This window comes from Streptomyces sp. NBC_01635, assembly GCF_045209715.1.
Taxonomy (GTDB): Bacteria; Actinomycetota; Actinomycetes; order Streptomycetales; family Streptomycetaceae; genus Streptomyces; species Streptomyces hirsutus.
Window position 1 is genome coordinate 2,633,915 of sequence record NZ_CP109277.1, and the last position, 16,508, is coordinate 2,650,422.

Here is a 16,508-nt window from a genome sequence, read left to right on the forward strand (position 1 = left end):
CCGCGTCCCCGCGTCCCCGCATCCCCGCGTGACGGGTCAGAGCAGGGTGGCGGCCTCCTCCGGGGAGAGGAGGCCGCCCTCCGCGTACGCGGTCTCGTACGCCGTGTCGCCGAGGGCGTCCCGGGCCCGCCGCTCGGCCAGGTCGCGCACCTCGCGCTCCAGGCGCCCGGCGACATGACCGGGCGGCAGCGAGGCGTCGGCGGCGCCGAGGCAGCGGGCCGCGTCGCGGGCGCGCCGTCCGTGGTCCACGGCGGCCAGGGCCGTGGCGGCCATGTGCAGGTGCCCGGCGCGCATATGGGCGGCGATCGCCAGGGTCAGCGGGTTGTTCGACTGCTCGAGCGCCGCGCGGATCGTGACCAGCGCCCGTTCCTCCTCGCCGTCGACGACGTCGAGCCAGCCCTCTGCGCCGAGGATGAACGCGTCGAAGACGACGTAGTGCGCGATACGGAACTCCTCGCGCAGCGCGCGCAGTTGGTCCCGGGCCTCGGCGGTGCGACCGGTCAGGCCGAGCCAGCCGGTCAGGAAGAGCCGGGCCGCGGGCAACGCCGGCTCGTGCCCGCCGCCGCGCCGGTCGATGACGTCGCGCAGCAGCCGTTCACCGCGCTCCTCCTCGCCCGCCTCCAGCAGCACGCCGCCCAGCCGGGCGGCGAGCACCGCCGCCTGGGCGTGGGCGCCGAGACGGTCGGCGTACCCGATCGCCACCTCGTAGTCGGCGGCGGCGAGCAGGCACTCGCCACGGCGTTCGCGTGCCTCGGCGCGCGCGGAGAGGGCCTCGGCGGTGCCCCAGGCGTCACCGAGACGCCGGTAGATCTCCAGGGCCTCGTCCGCGTCGCGCAGCGCGTCGCCCGCCCAGTCGCTGCGGTTGGCGAGGAAGTTGGCCCTTATCTGCAGATTGGAGGCCAGTTCCCAGTCGAACCCGGGGGTCCGCCGGCAGGTGCTGACGGCGTCGTCGACGACCGCGCGCAGGGTGTTCATCTCACCGATCAGCATCAGGGCGAACGCCCAGAACGTGCCGGGCGGGCGGCAGGTCTGCGGCTGGCCGGGCTCGTAGGTCGCGGCGATGATCCGCAGCCTGTGCTGCGCCTGCGGTGTCATCCAGTCGTCCAGCTCCGTGTCCATGCACGCCATGTGGGACAGGTGCACCCCGCGCCGGGCCTCGGCGAGCACCTCGTCGGTCATCGGCGGCGGGGCGTCGGTGCAGCGCTGCCACAGGGAGGGGACGGGGCGCACCGGTTCGGTGAAGGGGTCCGGGCCCAGCGCCATCACCTCACGGCACCAGTTCCGGGCCTCGATCCGCTGGTCGCGCATCTGCCAGTACCAGGTCAGCGACAGCGCCAGGCACAGTGCCTCCTGCTCGTCGCGGGCGGCGACGGCGTGGCGCAGCGCGGTGCGCAGGTTCTCGTACTCGCGCTCCAGTCTTCCGATGGCTGCCAGTTGGTCCGGTCCGCGCAGCAACGGGTCGGTGGTGCGGGCGAGTTCGCGGTAATAGGTGAGGTGGGCGCGTTCGGCACCGGCCCGCTGTCCGGCCTCGTCGAGCCGTTCGGACGCGTACTCGGCGACCGTCTCCAGCAGCCGGTAGCGCATCTCGTCGCCGACCGCGCCCTCGCCCGGAGGGGCCGCCACCACGAGGGATTTGTCCACCAGTGAGCCGAGCGCGTCCAGGACGGCGGGCCCGCACACGGCCTCGGCGGCGGCCAGGTCGCAGCCGCCCGCGAAGACGGAAAGCCGCCGCAGGACGTCCCGTTCGCCGTCGTCGAGCAGGTCCCAGGACCAGTCGACGACGGCCCGCAGGGTCTGCTGGCGGGGCCGGACGGTGCGGCTGCCGGAGGTGAGCAGCCGGAAGCGGTCGTCGAGCCGGTCGGCGATCTGGCGCGGGGTCAGCATCCGCAGCCGGGCGGCGGCGAGTTCGATGGCGAGGGGCAGCCCGTCGAGCCGGTGGCAGATCTCCGCGCACGCCTCCGGGTCGTCGTCGACGCGGAAGCCGGGGCGGGCGGCGGCCCCGCGGTCGGCGAGCAGCCGCAGCGCGACCGGTTCCGGCAGCGGTTCCACCGGACGCAGCACCTCCCCCGGGACACCGAGGGGTTCACGGCTGGTGGCGAGCACCGTGAGGCCGGGGCAGCGTTCGAGGAGCGTCTCGACCAGTCGGGCGGCGGCGTCCACGACGTGCTCGCAGTTGTCCAGGACGAGCAGCATGCGCCGCCGGCCGCAGTGTTCGGCGAGGCGGTCCACGGGGTCGTCGCCGCGTTCGGTGGCGGCCCGCATGCCTTCGGCACCGGCGCCGTACAGCACGGTCTCGCGGGCGCCGACGGCGGTGACCACCGCCTCGGGGACACCGGCGGGGTCGTCGACCGGGGCGAGTTCGGCGACCCGGACGCCGTCCCGTACCCGGTCCAGGAGTCCGTCCTGCGCGCGGGCCGGGAGTCCGTCCCGGCCCGCCCCTTCACCGTCGCCGTGGTGCGCGGCGGCCGCCCGCAGGAGGGTTTCGGCGGCCTCCTGCGACAGCCGGGTCTTCCCGGCCCCGCCGGGCCCGAGCAGGGTGACCAGGCGGGCCGAGGCGAGATCGCCCCGGACGGCCTCGAGGTCGGCCTCCCGGCCGACGAAGGAGGTGAGCCGGGCCCGCAGGCCGCCGGGCGGGAGCGGGTGCGGGTGCGGGGTGCCGTCGGGTTGGGAGACACCGGTGGACTGCCGTGTTCCGGACGCTCCCGCGTCCTCGGGCCGGGGCACCGATGCGGGCGCCGCCACCGCGTCGGGTCTCAGCAACTCGGCGTGCAGGGAGCGCAGTTCGGCGCCAGGGTCGGAGCCGAGACGGTCGGCGAGCAGCCGGCGTACGTCCTCGTAGGCGGCCAGCGCCTCGGCGGCGCGGCCGGCGTCCCGCAGGGCGCGCAGGCGCAGCACCTGGAGGGGTTCGTCGAGCGGGTGGCCGTCGCACAGGGCGGTCAGCTCGGGCAGCGACTGCTCGGCCTCGCCGAGGGCGAGGGCGGCACCGTGCCGGGCGCGCAGGGCGTCCAGGCGCCGGGCGTCGGCCCGGGCCGCCTCGGCGGTGCGGTGGGGCAGATCGGCGAGGGCGGGGCCCCGCCACAGGGCGAGGGCGTCGTCCAGGACGAGGCCCGCCTTGGCCGGATCCCCGTCGGCCAGCGCGCGCAGGCCCTCGCCGGCCAGCCGCTCGAACCGGTGCAGGTCGATGTCGTCGGCCGTGGCGGTGAGGCGGTAACCACCGTCGTCGGAGGCCACCGCGTCCGCGCCGAGCGCCCGGCGCAGCCGCCCCACCAGCGCCTGCAACGCCCCCGTCGCGTCGGCCGGCGGTTCGCCGTCCCACACCTCGTCGACGAGCAGACGTACCGGCACCGCACGGCCGGCCCGCAGCGCGAGCACGGTCAGCAGCGCGCGCAACCGTGCCCCGCCGACCGGGACGACGGTGCCGTCGGGGCGGAGTGCCTGGGTGGTACCGAGGATGCGATAGCGCACGGGGTCCATTGTCTCCGGTGGGCCGGGGGCGGTCACGGGGTGGGGACGGGTGGGCGGGTCGGCGGCCCGTCCCGCACGCCCTCCCCTTTTTCGCAGTCCCCTTCAGGTACTTCCAGGTTCCTCCGAGGTCCCTTCGGGTTCCCGTCCCCCACCCTCTCCGGAACCGGTGGCCGACGCGAGACGTTTTCCGGGTGCGCCCGGTACGGTCGGGCAGTCCACGCGCGGCGTCCCGCCGTCCGTCCGGCGGCCTCGTACCGACGGGCCGTGGCCCGACAGCCAGCCCAGGGAGCCTCATGACCACCGCCGCCATCCGCCCCAGCGACCGGAGGATCAGCCCGGTGTTCCTGGGCATCCTGGCCGTCACGGCGGTCACGGGATGGGCCACCTGGACCGGGTTCGCGAACCAGCCGGGCGTCGCTGTGTTCCTGTTCGTGACGGCCGCCTGGATCGTCTCGCTGTGCCTGCACGAGTACGCGCACGCCCGCACCGCGCTGCACAGCGGCGACATCTCGATCGGCGCGAAGGGCTACCTCACGCTGAACCCCGCGAAGTACACCCACGCCCTGCTCAGCATCGTGCTCCCCGTGCTGTTCGTGATCATGGGCGGGATCGGTCTGCCGGGCGGGGCGGTGTTCATCGAACGGCACCGGATCCGGGGACGCTGGCGGCACAGCCTGATCTCGGCGGCGGGCCCGCTGACGAACGTCCTGTTCGCGCTCGTGTGCACGGCGCCGTTCTGGCTGGGCGCGCTGGACGGCGTGTCGGCCGACTTCCGGTTCGCGCTGGCGTTCCTGGCGCTGCTCCAGGTGACGGCCGCGATCCTGAACTTCCTTCCGGTGCCGGGCCTGGACGGCTACGGCGTGCTCGAGCCCTGGCTGTCGCGGAGCCTGCGGCGCCAGGTGGAGCCGTTCGCGCCGTTCGGCCTGCTGTTCGTGTTCGCGCTGCTGTGGGTGCCGGCGGTGAACGGCGTGTTCTTCGACGTGATCGACTCGATCCTGTCGGCCCTGGGCATCCACGAGGTGGAGACGTACTGCGGCCTGGAACTGTTCCGCTTCTGGCAGGGGGAGAACGAGTTCTGCTCGGTCGCCGCGTGAGGGAGCCGGCCGACGAGCGGCCGCGGCGCGTGACCGGTCGGCCCTCGACCGGTCGACCCGCGGCCGGTCAGCCCTGGACGGGCCGGTCGCCCTGCGCCGCCTCCGCGCTCTGCGCCGCCGCGGCGGCCTCCCGCTCCATCTTCCCCCGCCGGACGTAGTACCAGGTCATGTTGGACGACAGCCCCGCGAGCAGGATCCAGACGACGCCCAGCCAGCTGCCCTGGACGAAGGACACGACGGCCGCGGCGACGGCGAGAAGGCAGACGGTGAGGGCGTAGAGAGCGAGTCGGGGCATGACGCTGGGCTCCTGTCGGGGGACACTGCTTCGCCGTCCAGTGTCCCCCATGAGGTCATACGTCCGTCACGCGGAGCCCGGCGTGTGCCTTGTAGCGGCGGTTGACGGAGATCAGGTTGGCGACCAGGGCCTCCACCTGGTGGGCGTTGCGCAGCCGCCCGGCGAAGACGCCGCGCATGCCGGGAATGCGTCCGGCGAGGGCCTGCACGATCTCCACGTCGGCGCGGACCTCGCCGAGCACCATCACGTCGGTGTCGATCGTGTCGATCTCCGGGTCCTGGAGTAGGACCGCGGACAGGTGGTGGAAGGCGGCGGTGACCCGGGAGTCCGGGAGGAGGGCGGCGGCCTGCTGGGCGGCGCTGCCCTCTTCGGGCTTGAGCGCGTAGGCGCCCTGCTTGTCGAAGCCGAGCGGGTTGACGCAGTCGACGACGAGCTTGCCGGCCAGCTCCTCGCGCAGGCTCTCGAGCGTCTTGCCGTGGCCGTCCCAGGGCACGGCGACGATCACGATGTCGCTGCGGCGGGCGGTCTCGGCGTTGTCGGCGCCCTCGACTCCGTGGCCGAGTTCCTCGGCGGCGGCCTGCGCGCGTTCGGCGGCGCGCGAGCCGATGATCACCTTCTGGCCGGCCTGGGCGAGCCGGTGGGCAAGGCCCTTGCCCTGCGGCCCGGTTCCGCCGAGCACACCGACGACGAGCCCGGAGACGTCGGGCAGGTCCCAGGGGTCCTTGGCGGGCGCCTTCGCGGGGGCTTTCTCGGGCTGCTGTGCGCTGTCGCTGGGGGTACTGGAGGTCATGGCCCGACTCTACGGGCGCGGCGGGACCCTTTCCGGCTCACCCGGCCCCACGTGAGCGCTGTCACTGCGCCTCCCCACGCCCCCTGGTCGGGTGAAGCAGGGGCGAATCCCAGGCCGCCGGGCCCCGGTTGGGGCAGGGTGCGGCCTCATGGATGCCGTACGGGTCGCGCTACTGCGGGACGTGCTCGCCGGGACCGAGTGGCTGGGGGCCACCCGGCGGTTCGCGGGGGCCCTGCGGGGATCGGTGGTGTCGCACGGGGGCGGGCTGCTGCTCGTGGGCACGCAGGAGTACGAGCCGTGGCATCTGGCGGCGCATCTGGTGGACGAGGCGGCCTGGTCGGGCACGCCGGAGCTGGCCCCGACGCTCGTACGGCACGACGCGCGCCCCTCGGATCCCGCGCATCTGGCCGTGGGGCTCGGTCGGCTGGAGGCGGCGCGGCGGGGCGAGACGCTGCTGGTGGTGGCGCCCGGGGAGCCCACGGCCCCGCTGCTGGAGCGAGTGTCCGACGCCCGCCGGGCCGGCGCGACCCTGCTGGCTCTCGGCCCCGGCGACGGCGAGCTGCCGGCACTGGCCCACGAGACGCTGGCCGTCCCGGCGGGCGCCGAGCTGGACCTGGACACCGTGCAGCATCTGGTCAGCGCGGCGGCCGGCGAGAACGCCCTGCCGCCCCCGCGGGGCCACCGCCGCTTCCGGGACCGCATGTCCCGCCTGGCCGACCTCCTGACGGCCCCGCCCCCGGCCCGCTGGTAGCCGGAGCGGGGACGCCTGGCGCCCGGGAACTCAGCCCCCGCCGCGGCCGCTGTCGCCGTCGTCCGTGGCGGCGTCGTGCCATCTGGGGTCGTTCTCCCACTGGAGATTGCGCTCACGTGCCGTCGCCATGGCGTGCTCGGCCTCGGCGCGACTCGTGTAGGGACCGAAGCGGTCCTTGTTGGGACAGTCCGGCCCCTCCTCGACCTTCTGGTGTTCCAGGCAGTAGTACCACTCGCCCGGCTTTCCGACCGTCCGCTTCTTGAACAGGGGCATGACCGGCTCCTTTCGCCACGGAAGATGGTCCCCCGTATGCACTGAATTAGACTCGCCGCCATGTCTGGCCAGTCGCTGCTCATCCCAGGGGAGCTGTCTCCCACCCGTTCCGTACCCGGAAACATCCGCCGTCCCGAGTACGTGGGGAAGCCCGCTCCCACGCCGTACACCGGGCCGGAGGTGCAGACCCCCGAGACCGTGGAGGCGATGCGGACCGCCGGGCGGATCGCGGCGCGCGCGATGGCGGAGGCCGCTGCGCTCATCGCGCCCGGCGTGACCACCGACGAGCTGGACCGGGTGGCGCACGCGTACATGTGCGACCACGGCGCGTACCCGTCGACGCTCGGTTACCGCGGTTTCCCCAAGTCGCTGTGCGCCTCGGTCAACGAGGTGATCTGTCACGGCATCCCGGACTCGACGGTGCTGCGCGACGGCGACATCGTCAACCTGGACGTGACGGCGTACATCGGCGGGGTGCACGGCGACAACAATGCCACGTACCTGGTGGGCGACGTGGACGAGGAGAGCCGGCTGCTGGTGGAGCGGACCCGGGAGTCACTGAACCGGGCGATCAAGGCCGTCAGGCCGGGCCGGCAGATCAACATCATCGGCCGGGTCATCGAGTCGTACGCCAAGCGCTTCGGCTACGGCGTGGTCCGGGACTTCACCGGCCACGGCATCAACACCTCGTTCCACTCCGGGCTGATCGTCCCGCACTACGACAGCCCGCACGCGACGACGGTCATCCAGCCCGGCATGACGTTCACGATCGAGCCGATGCTGACCCTGGGCACGCACGAGTACGACATGTGGGACGACGGCTGGACGGTCGTGACGAAGGACCGCAAGCGGACGGCCCAGTTCGAGCACACCCTGGTGGTGACGGACACCGGCGCGGACATCCTGACCCTGCCGTAACCGGAACCGTGGGCCCAGGCTCCTGACCTCGAAGCCCGCCCTCCTCGGAGGGCGGGCTTTCGTCGTTCCGCAACGGGGTAGGAGTTACCGACAAGGCGTCGGTAAGCTATTGACTTAGGCAAGCCTAACCATAGAAGATCTGGACTCATGGACTCCTTCTCGACTCTCATCCGCACCGCCTCCCACGAGCAGCACGTGGAGGCGGAGACCTCGACGTTCATGAGCGACCTGCTCGGCGGCCGGTTGGGCATGGACGCGTACGCGCGCTACACCGAGCAGCTGTGGTTCGTGTACGAAGCGCTGGAGTCCAGTGCGGCACGGCTGGCGTCGGACCCGGTGGCCGGCCCCTTCGTCCGCCCGGAGCTGCTGCGCCTGCCCTCCCTGGAGCAGGACCTGGCCCACCTTCGGGGCCCCGAATGGCGCGCGACGCTGACGGCACTGCCCGCCACGCAGGCGTACGCGGACCGGGTCGCGCACTGCGCGAGCGCATGGCCGGCGGGCTACATCGCCCACCACTACACCCGCTACCTCGGCGACCTCTCCGGCGGCCAGATCATCCGCGACAAGGCGGAGCGCACCTGGGGCTTCCCGAAGAAGGGCGACGGCGTCCGCTTCTACGTCTTCGAGGGGATATCGAACCCGGCCGCCTTCAAGCGCGAGTACCGCGAACTGCTCGACGGCATCCAGGCGGACGACCTGGAGAAGCAGCGCGTCATCATCGAGTGCAAGCGCGCCTTCGCCCTGAACACCGACGTCTTCCGCGCCCTGGGCGAGGAGTTCCCCCTGTCGGCGTGACAAGGACGTGTCTATGCCCCACGCGCGTACCGGCCCGTGGGGTCAAGGCACTTCCCGACCTTGACCGGGGTGACGAACGTGCCGCGTTCGCCGCTGTCGGCCACCTTCCGCGCTCGGGTCAGCCGACCCTCGTGGCCGAGGACGACGGGAGGCGGCACCGGATACACCTGGTCGCGCACCACCAGGTCGGTGTGGCACAGGCCGGTGGCCACGATCCGCACCAGCACCTCGTCGTCGCGCGGAGCGTCCAGCAGGGCGGACGCGAGCTCGAACGAACCCTTCTCCCGCACCACGGCGACGCTGATCTCCCGGGCAGTCGCTGAATCGGTCATGGCAGCCGCCCTCACCGGTACTCGCACATCGCCCACGCCACCATCTCGGCGTTGGGCACGGTCGCTTCCTCGAAGCCGTACAGGCGGCCACACTTCGGCCGCAGCGCGTCCGTGGCCATCCTGCGCAATCTCGCCATCGGACTCATGCGTCAAGCAGGCTGGACCAACATCGCCGCCGCATACGAGTGTGTTCCGGCGTGCGTGAGTGAGTGCGACCAGCGCGATGCCGTTGACGAGCCACCGGCTCACCACGCCATGAACATGGCCACGCGTGCCCTGCTGTCCATTCGCTGGTAAATCGCATGGGCAGTCACTTCTTTCCGGGGATCGGCCCGCCCCGGAAAGCGATCGTGCAACTTTCCCGTCACTCCGGCAAGCGCTTCCCCGAGTTCCGAGAGATTTACGCGCGACACGAACCGACAGAAGACATCAAAGAATTGGAAAGTACCACAAACGCCGACGTTCCAGGCAGCCGGAAAAACTTAGTTGAAGTTTTGAACGTGCCGCTCTCCCTTTCCGTATTCGACCCCGTGAGCATTAGTCCCGTCACCGTCACCGTGGCCTATCACGTGGTGCCGGGCCACGAGTCCGACTTCCACTCCTGGGGGTGGGCCATGCTGGCCGCGAGTGCGGCGCAGCCGGGCTTCATGGGGGGTGGTGTCCTCGTCGACCGAGAGGCTGAATGGCATGTGGTCTACCGCTTCGACAGTGAAGGGTCCGCCCTGGCCTGGGAGGACTCGCTCGCCCGGAAGCAGTGGGAGACCCGGACGGAGGGTTTCGCGCGGCAGACGGCCCGCCACACCGTGCGGGGTGCGAAGGAGTGGTTCAACTCCCAGGCCGCCAAACCCGCCGCGTCGGCCCCGCCCCCGCCGTCGAAATGGAAACTGTGGTTCGTGAATATGAGCGCGGTGTTCCCACCGGTGCTCCTGTTCAATATCATCGTGCTCCCCTATCTCGGCAGCGTGAATCCGTTCCTTCGCGCACTGTTCCTTTGCCTGTGCGTGACGGCACTCGTCACCTGGATTCTCATGCCACGTCTCCAGCGTTTCTTCAAGAAATGGCTCTACCCGCCGCTCCGGACACTTCGCGGACGGCACAAGCGACGGACCGCGTAGGCCCGTGAACGACCAGAGGGAGGTGGGCGGGTGAAGACCCTGCTCATCGACAATTACGACTCGTACACGTACAACCTGTTCCAGCTGATCGCCGAGGTCAACGGCGAGGAACCGGTGGTGATCCGCAACGACACCCCCGCCGACGCGATTCCGGATCTCGCGGAATTCGACAACGCGGTGATCTCGCCGGGCCCGGGACACCCGGGCCGGACGCGGGACTTCGGCATCAGCGCCCGGGTGCTCGCGGGGTCCCCGGTGCCGGTGCTCGGCGTGTGTCTGGGGCACCAGGGCATCGCGCTCGGGGAACACGGCCGGGTGCTGTCCGCGCCGGAGCCCCGGCACGGGTACCTGTCCGCGGTCCGGCACGACGGACAAGACCTGTTCCAGGGGCTGCCGCAGAACTTCACCGCGGTCCGCTACCACTCGCTGTCCGTGCACGAGCCGCTGCCCGAGACCCTGGAGGGCACCGCCTGGGCCGAGGACGGCGTACTGATGGGGCTGCGACACCGCAGCCGGCCGCTGTGGGGCGTGCAGTTCCACCCGGAGTCCGTGCTCACCGACTACGGCCACCGCATGCTCGTGAACTTCCGCAACCTCACGGCCGAGCGGGCCCGCAAGACGCGTACGAAGAACACCGCGGTCGCCCCGATCCCGCGCCTCCCGGCCGAACCGTCGGCCGCGGTCATCCCCCGGCCCCGGCGCCCCGGCCGCCCCGGTTACCGCCTGCACACCCGCCGCATCGCCACCGCGGTCGACACGGAGGCCGCCTTCACCCTGATGTACGGCGCCTCCGAGCGGGCGTTCTGGCTGGACAGCTCCCGGGTCGAGCCGGGGCTCGCCCGCTTCTCGTTCTTCGGCGACGACAGCGGCCCGCTCGCGGAGTTCGTGCGGTACGACGTCACCGCCGGCCGCTGCGAGATCGAACGGGCCGGGCGGCCGCCGCGCAAGGTCACGGCGAGCGTCTTCGACTACCTCAAGCGGCAGTTGTCGAACCGCCGGGTGGACGCCACCGGGCTGCCCTTCGACTTCACCGGCGGCTATGTCGGCTACTTCGGCTACGAGACGAAGGCCGACTGCGGGTCGCCGAACCGGCACCGGGCCGAAACTCCGGACGCCTGCTGGCTGTTCGCCGACCGGCTGATCGCGGTGGACCACGAGGAGGGCTTCACCTACGCGGTCTGCCTGGCGGAGGACACTCCGCAGACCGCGCGGGAGGCGGCGGAATGGCTCGAGAGCGCGGTCGCCCGACTGACCTTCGTGTCCCAGGACATGGAGCGGCCCTCGCCGCGGACGCCGGCCGAACCGGACCTCGGTGCCGCCGAGCCGTGGCTGGTCCGCGACCGGGAGACCTACCTCGCGGACATCGAGGCCTGCCGGCGGGAACTGCGGGCGGGCACCAGTTACGAGGTCTGCCTGACCAACGCCGCCCGTTTACCCGCTCCGGCCGACGCGTACGACTTCCACCGGGTGCTGCGCCGCGTCGACCCGGCCCCGTACGCGGCCTTCCTGAGGTTCGGGGACCTCGACGTGGCCGGCTCCTCCCCCGAGCGCTACCTGCGGATCACACGGGAGGGGATCGCCGAGGCCAGACCCATCAAGGGCACCGCGCCCCGCGGCGACACCCCGGAGGAGGACGCCCGGCTCAGGGACGCGCTGGCGGCGGACGCCAAGACCCGTGCCGAGAACCTGATGATCGTCGACCTGCTCCGCAACGACCTGGGTCAGGTCTGCCGAACCGGGACGGTACGGGTCTCGCGGCTCATGGCGACCGAGACGTACACCACCGTCCACCAGCTCGTCTCCACCATCGAGGGGCGACTGCGCGCGGACACGGACGCGGTGGACTGCGTCCGGGCCTGCTTCCCCGCCGGGTCGATGACCGGCGCGCCGAAGCTCCGGACCCTGGAGATCATCGACTCCCTGGAGACCGAGGCCCGCGGTGTCTACTCCGGCGCCCTCGGTTACCTGGGGTGCAGCGGCGGCGCGGACCTGAGCGTCGTCATCCGTACGGCCGTACTCGCCGACGGTCTGCTGCACCTGGGCGCCGGCGGGGCGATCGTCCTCGACTCCGACCCGGTCGCGGAGTACGACGAGATGCTGCTGAAGACCGCGGCCCAGATGCGGGCCCTGCGGGAGCAGGCGGCGGGGGACACCCCGGCGACCGCGGTACCTGCCGGGGCGCCTCGGCGGGCCGGGCCCGCCCCGGGGCGGACGAAGGGCCGCCAGGAGCCCGCTCCGGCAACGGCACGGACCGGCGGCCGCCACGAACCCGCCGCCCTACCGGCGGGTGTGCGGGAGGCCGCCGGGCCGGTCGTCGTGGAGGAGGCCGTCCGATGACGACACCGCAGACCGCCACGGCTCCGCCCGACGCCGGTGCCCCCGGGAACCTCGCGGCTCAGCTCGCCGGACTCGCCGAGCGGCGGGGCTGGGGCGCACGGGTCGCCTTCCACCAGGGGCATCGCGTCTGGACCCACGGCGAGGTGCACTCCCTCGCGGCCCGCGCGGCCGGTGTGCTCGCGGAGCGGGGCGTGCGTTCCGGCGACCGGGTTCTGCTGGCGCTGCCCGACGGCATCACCTGGGTGACGGCCTTCCTCGCCATCGCCCGCCTCGGTGCCGTGGCCGTCCTGGTCAACCCCGAACTCCCGGCGGCCGAGCACGCCTTCATGGCCGAGGACACCGAAGCCGTGCTGTGCGTGACCGGGCCGGGCCTGGAGGACCGGTTCACCGACCGGGCCCGGCTCGGCGCCGACCAGCTGGTCGCGCTCACCCCGACCGCCGAGCCGGCCGACGCCCACCCGACCGACGCGCACACCCCGCTGTACATCCAGTACACCTCCGGCACCACGGGCCGCCCCAAGGGGGTCGTCCACGGTCACGGCGACCCGAAGACGTACCACGAGCTGATCGGCCGGCGGCTGCTGCGGATCACCGAGGACGACGTCACCCTGTCGGTGTCCAAGCTGTACTTCGCGTACGGCTTCGGCAACGCCTTCGTCTTCCCGCTCTTCTCCGGCTCGTCCGCCGTCCTGGTGGACGGGCGCCCGACCCCGGCCGCCGTCGACGGACTGGTCGCCCGGCACCGGGTGACCCTGCTCTACTCCGTGCCGTCCGCGTACGCCGCGCTGGTGGCCGACCGGGGCAGCGGGCACCAGGCCTGCTTCGCCTCGGTGCGCGCCGCGGTGTCGGCCGGCGAGGGCCTGCCCGAGGGGCTCGGGCAGCAGGTCACCGGTCTGCTCGGCGCGCCGGTCCTGGAGCAGATCGGCTCCACCGAGGCCGGGCACGCCTTCTGTGCCAACGGCCTCGACCACAACCACCCGGGCACCGTCGGCCGTCCCGTCCCCGGCTTCGAGGTGGAGCTGCGCGACCGGGCCGGGCGTCCGGTGCCGGACGGCGCGGAGGGGGAGCTGTGGGTGCGCGGGCCGACGGTGACGCCCGGTTATCTGAACCGGCCCGAGGAGACGGTCCGCACCCTGGTCGGCGGCTGGCTGGCCACCCACGACCGGGCGCGCCGCGAGCCGGACGGCGCCTACCGGCACCTGGGCCGCACCGACGACATGGAGATGGTCGGCGGCATCACCGTCTCCCCGCTGGAGGTGGAGGCCGTGCTGCGGACCCATCCGGGGGCGCGGGAGGTCGCGGTCGTGGCCGTCACCGACGGGCGTGGCGTCAGCCGGCTGTGCGCATTCGTCGTACCCGTCACGTCGCCGGGGCCCGGTCTGGCGGAGGACCTGATCCGGCTGGCCCGGGAGCGCCTGGCCGCCTTCAAGGTCCCCAGAAGCGTCAGCTTCGTCCCGTCGCTCCCCCGCACCCCCACCGGCAAGCTCCGCCGCCATCTGGTCCGCCAGGGCGCGTGGTGATCCGGTGACCGACCCGACAGACCTCCCGACAGAAAGGACCGGCCCCATGCGACAGCAGGAGCCCTCGCTCTCCGACCGCGGGTTCTACCTGGGCCCGGTGTTCCGGCGGGCCGCCGACCGGCACGGAGCCGTCTTCGTCACCCTGGACCGCCCGCTGGACGTCCGCCCCGAGCTGGGGGTCGACCTCAGCTACCCGGTGCTGGCCGACGTCGTCGAAGAGCTGTCCGGCCGGCTGTGGGAGGCCGGGGTACGGCCCTCGGAGCAGGTGGTCGTACACAAGACGGACAACGTCGACATCGTGCTGCTGGCCTGCGCCGTCTCCCGCATCGGCGCCGTGCCCGTACTGCTCTCGCCGGGTCTGGCCGGTACGGTCGTCGGCCGGCTGCTCGAACGGCTCCGGCGGCCCTGGCTGATCACCGACAGGGCGAAGCTGGACGGCCCGCTGAAGGAGGTCGACCTCTCCGCGCTGGTGTGGCGGACACTGTCCGTGGACGACGCCCCGGGAGCCGATCCGCTGGAGAAGTACGCCGGCGCCGAACCTCCCGCGCCCGTGCGGCTGCACCCCCGCGAACCCGCGCTGATCACCCACAGTTCCGGCACCACCGGCGTGCCCAAGCTCGCCGTGCACTGCGCGAGCACCATGTGGAACCGGCTCGTGCCGCAGAAGGCGATGGGCTGGCCCACACGCGGTGAGACGGCGGCGCTGCACATGTCCTTCGTGCACTCGCGCTTCTACCATCTGCTCGGCGTCCTGCTGCACTTCGGCAGTCCGCTCGTGCTGATCACCGACCCGGAACCGGCCGCGGTGGGACCGTTGCTGGCCCGGCACCGGCCCGGCATCGTGGAGACCCACCCCAACACGTTCGTGCTGTGGGAGGAGCTGGCGGACGCGCCCGGCGCGCCGCTGTCCCGGGTCCTGTCGTACGGCTCCACGTTCGACGCCATCCATCCGCGCACCGTCCGGCGGCTGCTGGGCGCCTCCAGGCGTCGTACGCCCTGGCTGATCCAGCTGTACGGGCAGAGCGAGACGGGGCCGGTCGCGTTCCAGTGGTTCACCCGGCGCAGCGCCGCCCGGGCGGACGGACGCCGGGTCGGGATCGGGATACCCGGCTTCACCCGCGTCCGCGTCACCGGCCCCGACGGCAGGCGGGTCCCGGCCGGCACGCCGGGCCGGATCGAGGCCCGGACCAGGGGCCGCATCCTCACCTACCTCGGCGCCCGGGAGCAGTACGAGCGCCAACTGGACGGCGAGTGGTGGCAGATGGGCGACATGGGGTACCGGAGCCGCTCGGGCGCGCTGCACCTGATCGACCGCGAGGTCGACCGGATCGACTCCCTGCGCAGCAACCTGGAGGTCGAGGACACGCTGATGTCCCGGCTGGAGGAACTGCGCGAGGTCGTCATCGTGCAGGGCGCGAACCGCGAACCGGTGCCGGTGGTGTGCGTCAGGGACGAACAGCCCCTGGACCCGGAGCGCTGGCGGGAGGCCACCGCCGACCTGCCGGTGATGGCCGAGCCGCGGCAGTGGCGGTTCGAGGAGCTGCCGATGACGGCCACGTGGAAGGTGAAGCGGGTGGAGATCGCCCGCATGCTGGCAGCGGGCGTCCGCGCGTGAGCCCGGACGTCGCCAAAGAGCATCCGGTCGTCGTGGTGGGCGCCGGTCCCGTGGGCCTGTCCGCGGCGCTCGCCCTACGGGCCCACGATCTGCCGGTCGTCCTCCTGGAGGCCGACCCGGAGGGCCGTCGGCGTCCCGGCAGTCGCGCCCTGTTCGTGCACCGGGAGACCCTGCGGCTGCTCGACGGGATGCACCCGGGGCTGGCCGCCGAGATCACCGCGTACGGGCGCACCTGGCACACCCGGCGGACCCTGTACCGGGGCCGTGAAGTGTACTCCCGCACCTTTCCGCCGCCCTCCGGCCTGCCACCCTTCACCAGCCTGCGACAGGTGGACACCGAACGCTTCCTGCTCGCCGCCTGCGAGGCGGCCGGGGTGGAGTTCGTCTGGGACGCGGAGGTGGCGCACGTACGGACCACCCCCGCGGAGGCCGTGCTGACCACCGAGGACGGGCGGGCCTGGAGCGCCCGGCACGTCATCGCCGCGGACGGGGCCCGCTCGGCGGTCCGGGCCGCGCTGGACATCCGGATGGAGGGCACGCACGGGGAGGGCTTCCACGTCGTCGTGGACGTGGCCGACGTACCGGGCGCCGAGCTGCCGCTGGAGCGGGTCTTCCACTACGAGCATCCGGGGCTCGGCGGGCGCAGCGTGATGCGGGTGCCGTTCACCGGTGGCTTCCAGGTCGACCTGCAGTGCCGGGACGACGACGCGCGGGAGGCGTACGGCACTCGGGAGGCCGTACGGGAGTGGCTGCCCGCGGTCGTCGGGGACGGGTACGCCGAGCGGATCCTGTGGGTGTCGACGTACCGCTTCCTGCGGAAGGTCGCGGCCTCCTTCACCGATCCGCACGGGCGGGTGCTGCTCGTCGGCGAGGCGGCACATCTCTTCCCACCGTTCGGCGCGCGGGGCATGAACAGCGGGATCGCCGACGCGGCGGCAGCGGCGGAAGCCGTCGCGGCGGCCCTCGCCTCGGGGTCGGCGGCGGCTGTCGCCGGGTTCGCCGAGGTCCGGCGGGCGGCGGGCCTGTTCAACAGCGCCGCCGCCGGGACCGCGCTCGATCATCTGCGGCCACGACGCCGGATCGTCCGAACCAAGCAGCGGGTGGCCGCGGCCCTCTCGCCCGTACTGCCGTGGTGCGGGTCGTGGCTGGAGCACGCGCCGTACGGCCCCCGGCACGGGGCGCCCGCCGTCGCGGGCCGCAAGTACTGA

At 72.8% G+C, this 16,508-nt stretch carries 14 protein-coding genes; 9 read left to right on the forward strand and 5 right to left on the reverse strand.

Annotation, left to right across the window (positions count from 1 at the left end):
- Positions 1 to 36: 36 nt before the first annotated feature.
- Positions 37 to 3,474, reverse strand: coding sequence for an AfsR/SARP family transcriptional regulator (locus OHB56_RS12430; RefSeq protein WP_406353235.1), 3,438 nt, complete (start codon positions 3,472 to 3,474; stop codon positions 37 to 39).
- Positions 3,475 to 3,758: 284 nt separating this feature from the next.
- On the opposite strand from OHB56_RS12430, the gene OHB56_RS12435 reads away from it, so the two are divergent.
- Positions 3,759 to 4,559: a site-2 protease family protein gene (locus OHB56_RS12435; protein WP_406353237.1), complete on the forward strand. Its 801-nt coding sequence runs from the start codon at positions 3,759 to 3,761 to the stop codon at positions 4,557 to 4,559.
- Positions 4,560 to 4,626: 67 nt separating this feature from the next.
- Here OHB56_RS12435 and OHB56_RS12440 read toward each other — a convergent pair whose 3' ends face one another.
- Together OHB56_RS12440 and npdG are read right to left on the reverse strand one after the other, a co-directional pair.
- Positions 4,627 to 4,905 carry a hypothetical protein gene (locus OHB56_RS12440; protein ID WP_326752321.1) on the reverse strand — a complete coding sequence of 93 codons (279 nt, stop codon included), beginning with the start codon at positions 4,903 to 4,905 and terminating at the stop codon, positions 4,627 to 4,629.
- Between the two features lie 4 nt (positions 4,906 to 4,909).
- The gene (gene npdG, locus OHB56_RS12445) at positions 4,910 to 5,644 is read right to left on the reverse strand and encodes an NADPH-dependent F420 reductase (RefSeq protein ID WP_055591834.1); all 735 of its coding nucleotides are present in this window, start codon (positions 5,642 to 5,644) and stop codon (positions 4,910 to 4,912) included.
- A 148-nt stretch (positions 5,645 to 5,792) separates the two neighbouring features.
- Here npdG and OHB56_RS12450 point away from each other — a divergent pair, with 148 nt between their 5' ends.
- A complete protein-coding gene (locus OHB56_RS12450) occupies positions 5,793 to 6,395 on the forward strand; it encodes a hypothetical protein (protein WP_055591835.1) in 603 nt (200 codons plus the stop codon).
- 30 nt (positions 6,396 to 6,425) lie between these two features.
- On the opposite strand, the gene OHB56_RS12455 is transcribed toward OHB56_RS12450, so the two are convergent.
- Positions 6,426 to 6,668, reverse strand: a complete 243-nt coding sequence (locus tag OHB56_RS12455; RefSeq protein ID WP_406353240.1) for a hypothetical protein — start codon at positions 6,666 to 6,668, stop codon at positions 6,426 to 6,428.
- A 60-nt stretch (positions 6,669 to 6,728) separates the two neighbouring features.
- Between OHB56_RS12455 and map the strand changes: the two genes are divergently transcribed.
- Both map and OHB56_RS12465 read left to right on the forward strand, forming a co-directional pair.
- Positions 6,729 to 7,586 (forward strand): type I methionyl aminopeptidase, encoded by an 858-nt coding sequence (gene map, locus OHB56_RS12460; RefSeq protein WP_326752324.1) that lies wholly within the window; start codon positions 6,729 to 6,731, stop codon positions 7,584 to 7,586.
- A gap of 147 nt (positions 7,587 to 7,733) precedes the next feature.
- Positions 7,734 to 8,381, forward strand: coding sequence for a biliverdin-producing heme oxygenase (locus OHB56_RS12465; RefSeq protein WP_326752325.1), 648 nt, complete (start codon positions 7,734 to 7,736; stop codon positions 8,379 to 8,381).
- Positions 8,382 to 8,392: 11 nt separating this feature from the next.
- On the opposite strand, the gene OHB56_RS12470 is transcribed toward OHB56_RS12465, so the two are convergent.
- Entirely contained in the window at positions 8,393 to 8,713 is a 321-nt protein-coding gene (locus tag OHB56_RS12470) for an alcohol dehydrogenase catalytic domain-containing protein (RefSeq protein WP_406353242.1), read from the reverse strand.
- A gap of 530 nt (positions 8,714 to 9,243) precedes the next feature.
- Between OHB56_RS12470 and OHB56_RS12475 the strand changes: the two genes are divergently transcribed.
- Genes OHB56_RS12475 through OHB56_RS12495 form a run of 5 tightly spaced genes read left to right on the forward strand, consistent with a single transcriptional unit; the run spans position 9,244 to position 16,508 of the window.
- Positions 9,244 to 9,828 carry a hypothetical protein gene (locus tag OHB56_RS12475; RefSeq protein WP_406359027.1) on the forward strand — a complete coding sequence of 195 codons (585 nt, stop codon included), beginning with the start codon at positions 9,244 to 9,246 and terminating at the stop codon, positions 9,826 to 9,828.
- 30 nt (positions 9,829 to 9,858) lie between these two features.
- A complete protein-coding gene (gene pabB, locus OHB56_RS12480; protein WP_406353244.1) occupies positions 9,859 to 12,165 on the forward strand; it encodes an aminodeoxychorismate synthase component I in 2,307 nt (768 codons plus the stop codon).
- Positions 12,162 to 13,685 carry a benzoate-CoA ligase family protein gene (locus tag OHB56_RS12485; RefSeq protein ID WP_406353246.1) on the forward strand — a complete coding sequence of 508 codons (1,524 nt, stop codon included), beginning with the start codon at positions 12,162 to 12,164 and terminating at the stop codon, positions 13,683 to 13,685. Before pabB ends, OHB56_RS12485 begins: the two co-directional genes overlap by 4 nt.
- 46 nt (positions 13,686 to 13,731) lie before the next feature.
- Positions 13,732 to 15,300, forward strand: coding sequence for a class I adenylate-forming enzyme family protein (locus OHB56_RS12490; RefSeq protein WP_406353248.1), 1,569 nt, complete (start codon positions 13,732 to 13,734; stop codon positions 15,298 to 15,300).
- Positions 15,297 to 16,508 carry an FAD-dependent monooxygenase gene (locus tag OHB56_RS12495; protein WP_406353250.1) on the forward strand — a complete coding sequence of 404 codons (1,212 nt, stop codon included), beginning with the start codon at positions 15,297 to 15,299 and terminating at the stop codon, positions 16,506 to 16,508. The genes OHB56_RS12490 and OHB56_RS12495 overlap by 4 nt, the downstream gene beginning before the upstream one ends.

What these genes read in the sequence shown, in the direction of transcription:
- map (WP_326752324.1), top strand. Translation starts at nt 6,729, where the DNA reads ATGTCTGGCCAGTCGCTGCTCATCCCAGGGGAGCTGTCTCCCACCCGT.
- OHB56_RS12485 (WP_406353246.1), top strand. Translation starts at nt 12,162, where the DNA reads ATGACGACACCGCAGACCGCCACGGCTCCGCCCGACGCCGGTGCCCCC.
- OHB56_RS12470 (WP_406353242.1), bottom strand. Translation starts at nt 8,713, where the DNA reads ATGACCGATTCAGCGACTGCCCGGGAGATCAGCGTCGCCGTGGTGCGG.
- OHB56_RS12455 (WP_406353240.1), bottom strand. Translation starts at nt 6,668, where the DNA reads ATGCCCCTGTTCAAGAAGCGGACGGTCGGAAAGCCGGGCGAGTGGTAC.
- npdG (WP_055591834.1), bottom strand. Translation starts at nt 5,644, where the DNA reads ATGACCTCCAGTACCCCCAGCGACAGCGCACAGCAGCCCGAGAAAGCC.
- OHB56_RS12430 (WP_406353235.1), bottom strand. Translation starts at nt 3,474, where the DNA reads ATGGACCCCGTGCGCTATCGCATCCTCGGTACCACCCAGGCACTCCGC.
- OHB56_RS12435 (WP_406353237.1), top strand. Translation starts at nt 3,759, where the DNA reads ATGACCACCGCCGCCATCCGCCCCAGCGACCGGAGGATCAGCCCGGTG.
- OHB56_RS12450 (WP_055591835.1), top strand. Translation starts at nt 5,793, where the DNA reads ATGGATGCCGTACGGGTCGCGCTACTGCGGGACGTGCTCGCCGGGACC.
- OHB56_RS12440 (WP_326752321.1), bottom strand. Translation starts at nt 4,905, where the DNA reads ATGGGGGACACTGGACGGCGAAGCAGTGTCCCCCGACAGGAGCCCAGC.
- OHB56_RS12465 (WP_326752325.1), top strand. Translation starts at nt 7,734, where the DNA reads ATGGACTCCTTCTCGACTCTCATCCGCACCGCCTCCCACGAGCAGCAC.
- OHB56_RS12490 (WP_406353248.1), top strand. Translation starts at nt 13,732, where the DNA reads ATGCGACAGCAGGAGCCCTCGCTCTCCGACCGCGGGTTCTACCTGGGC.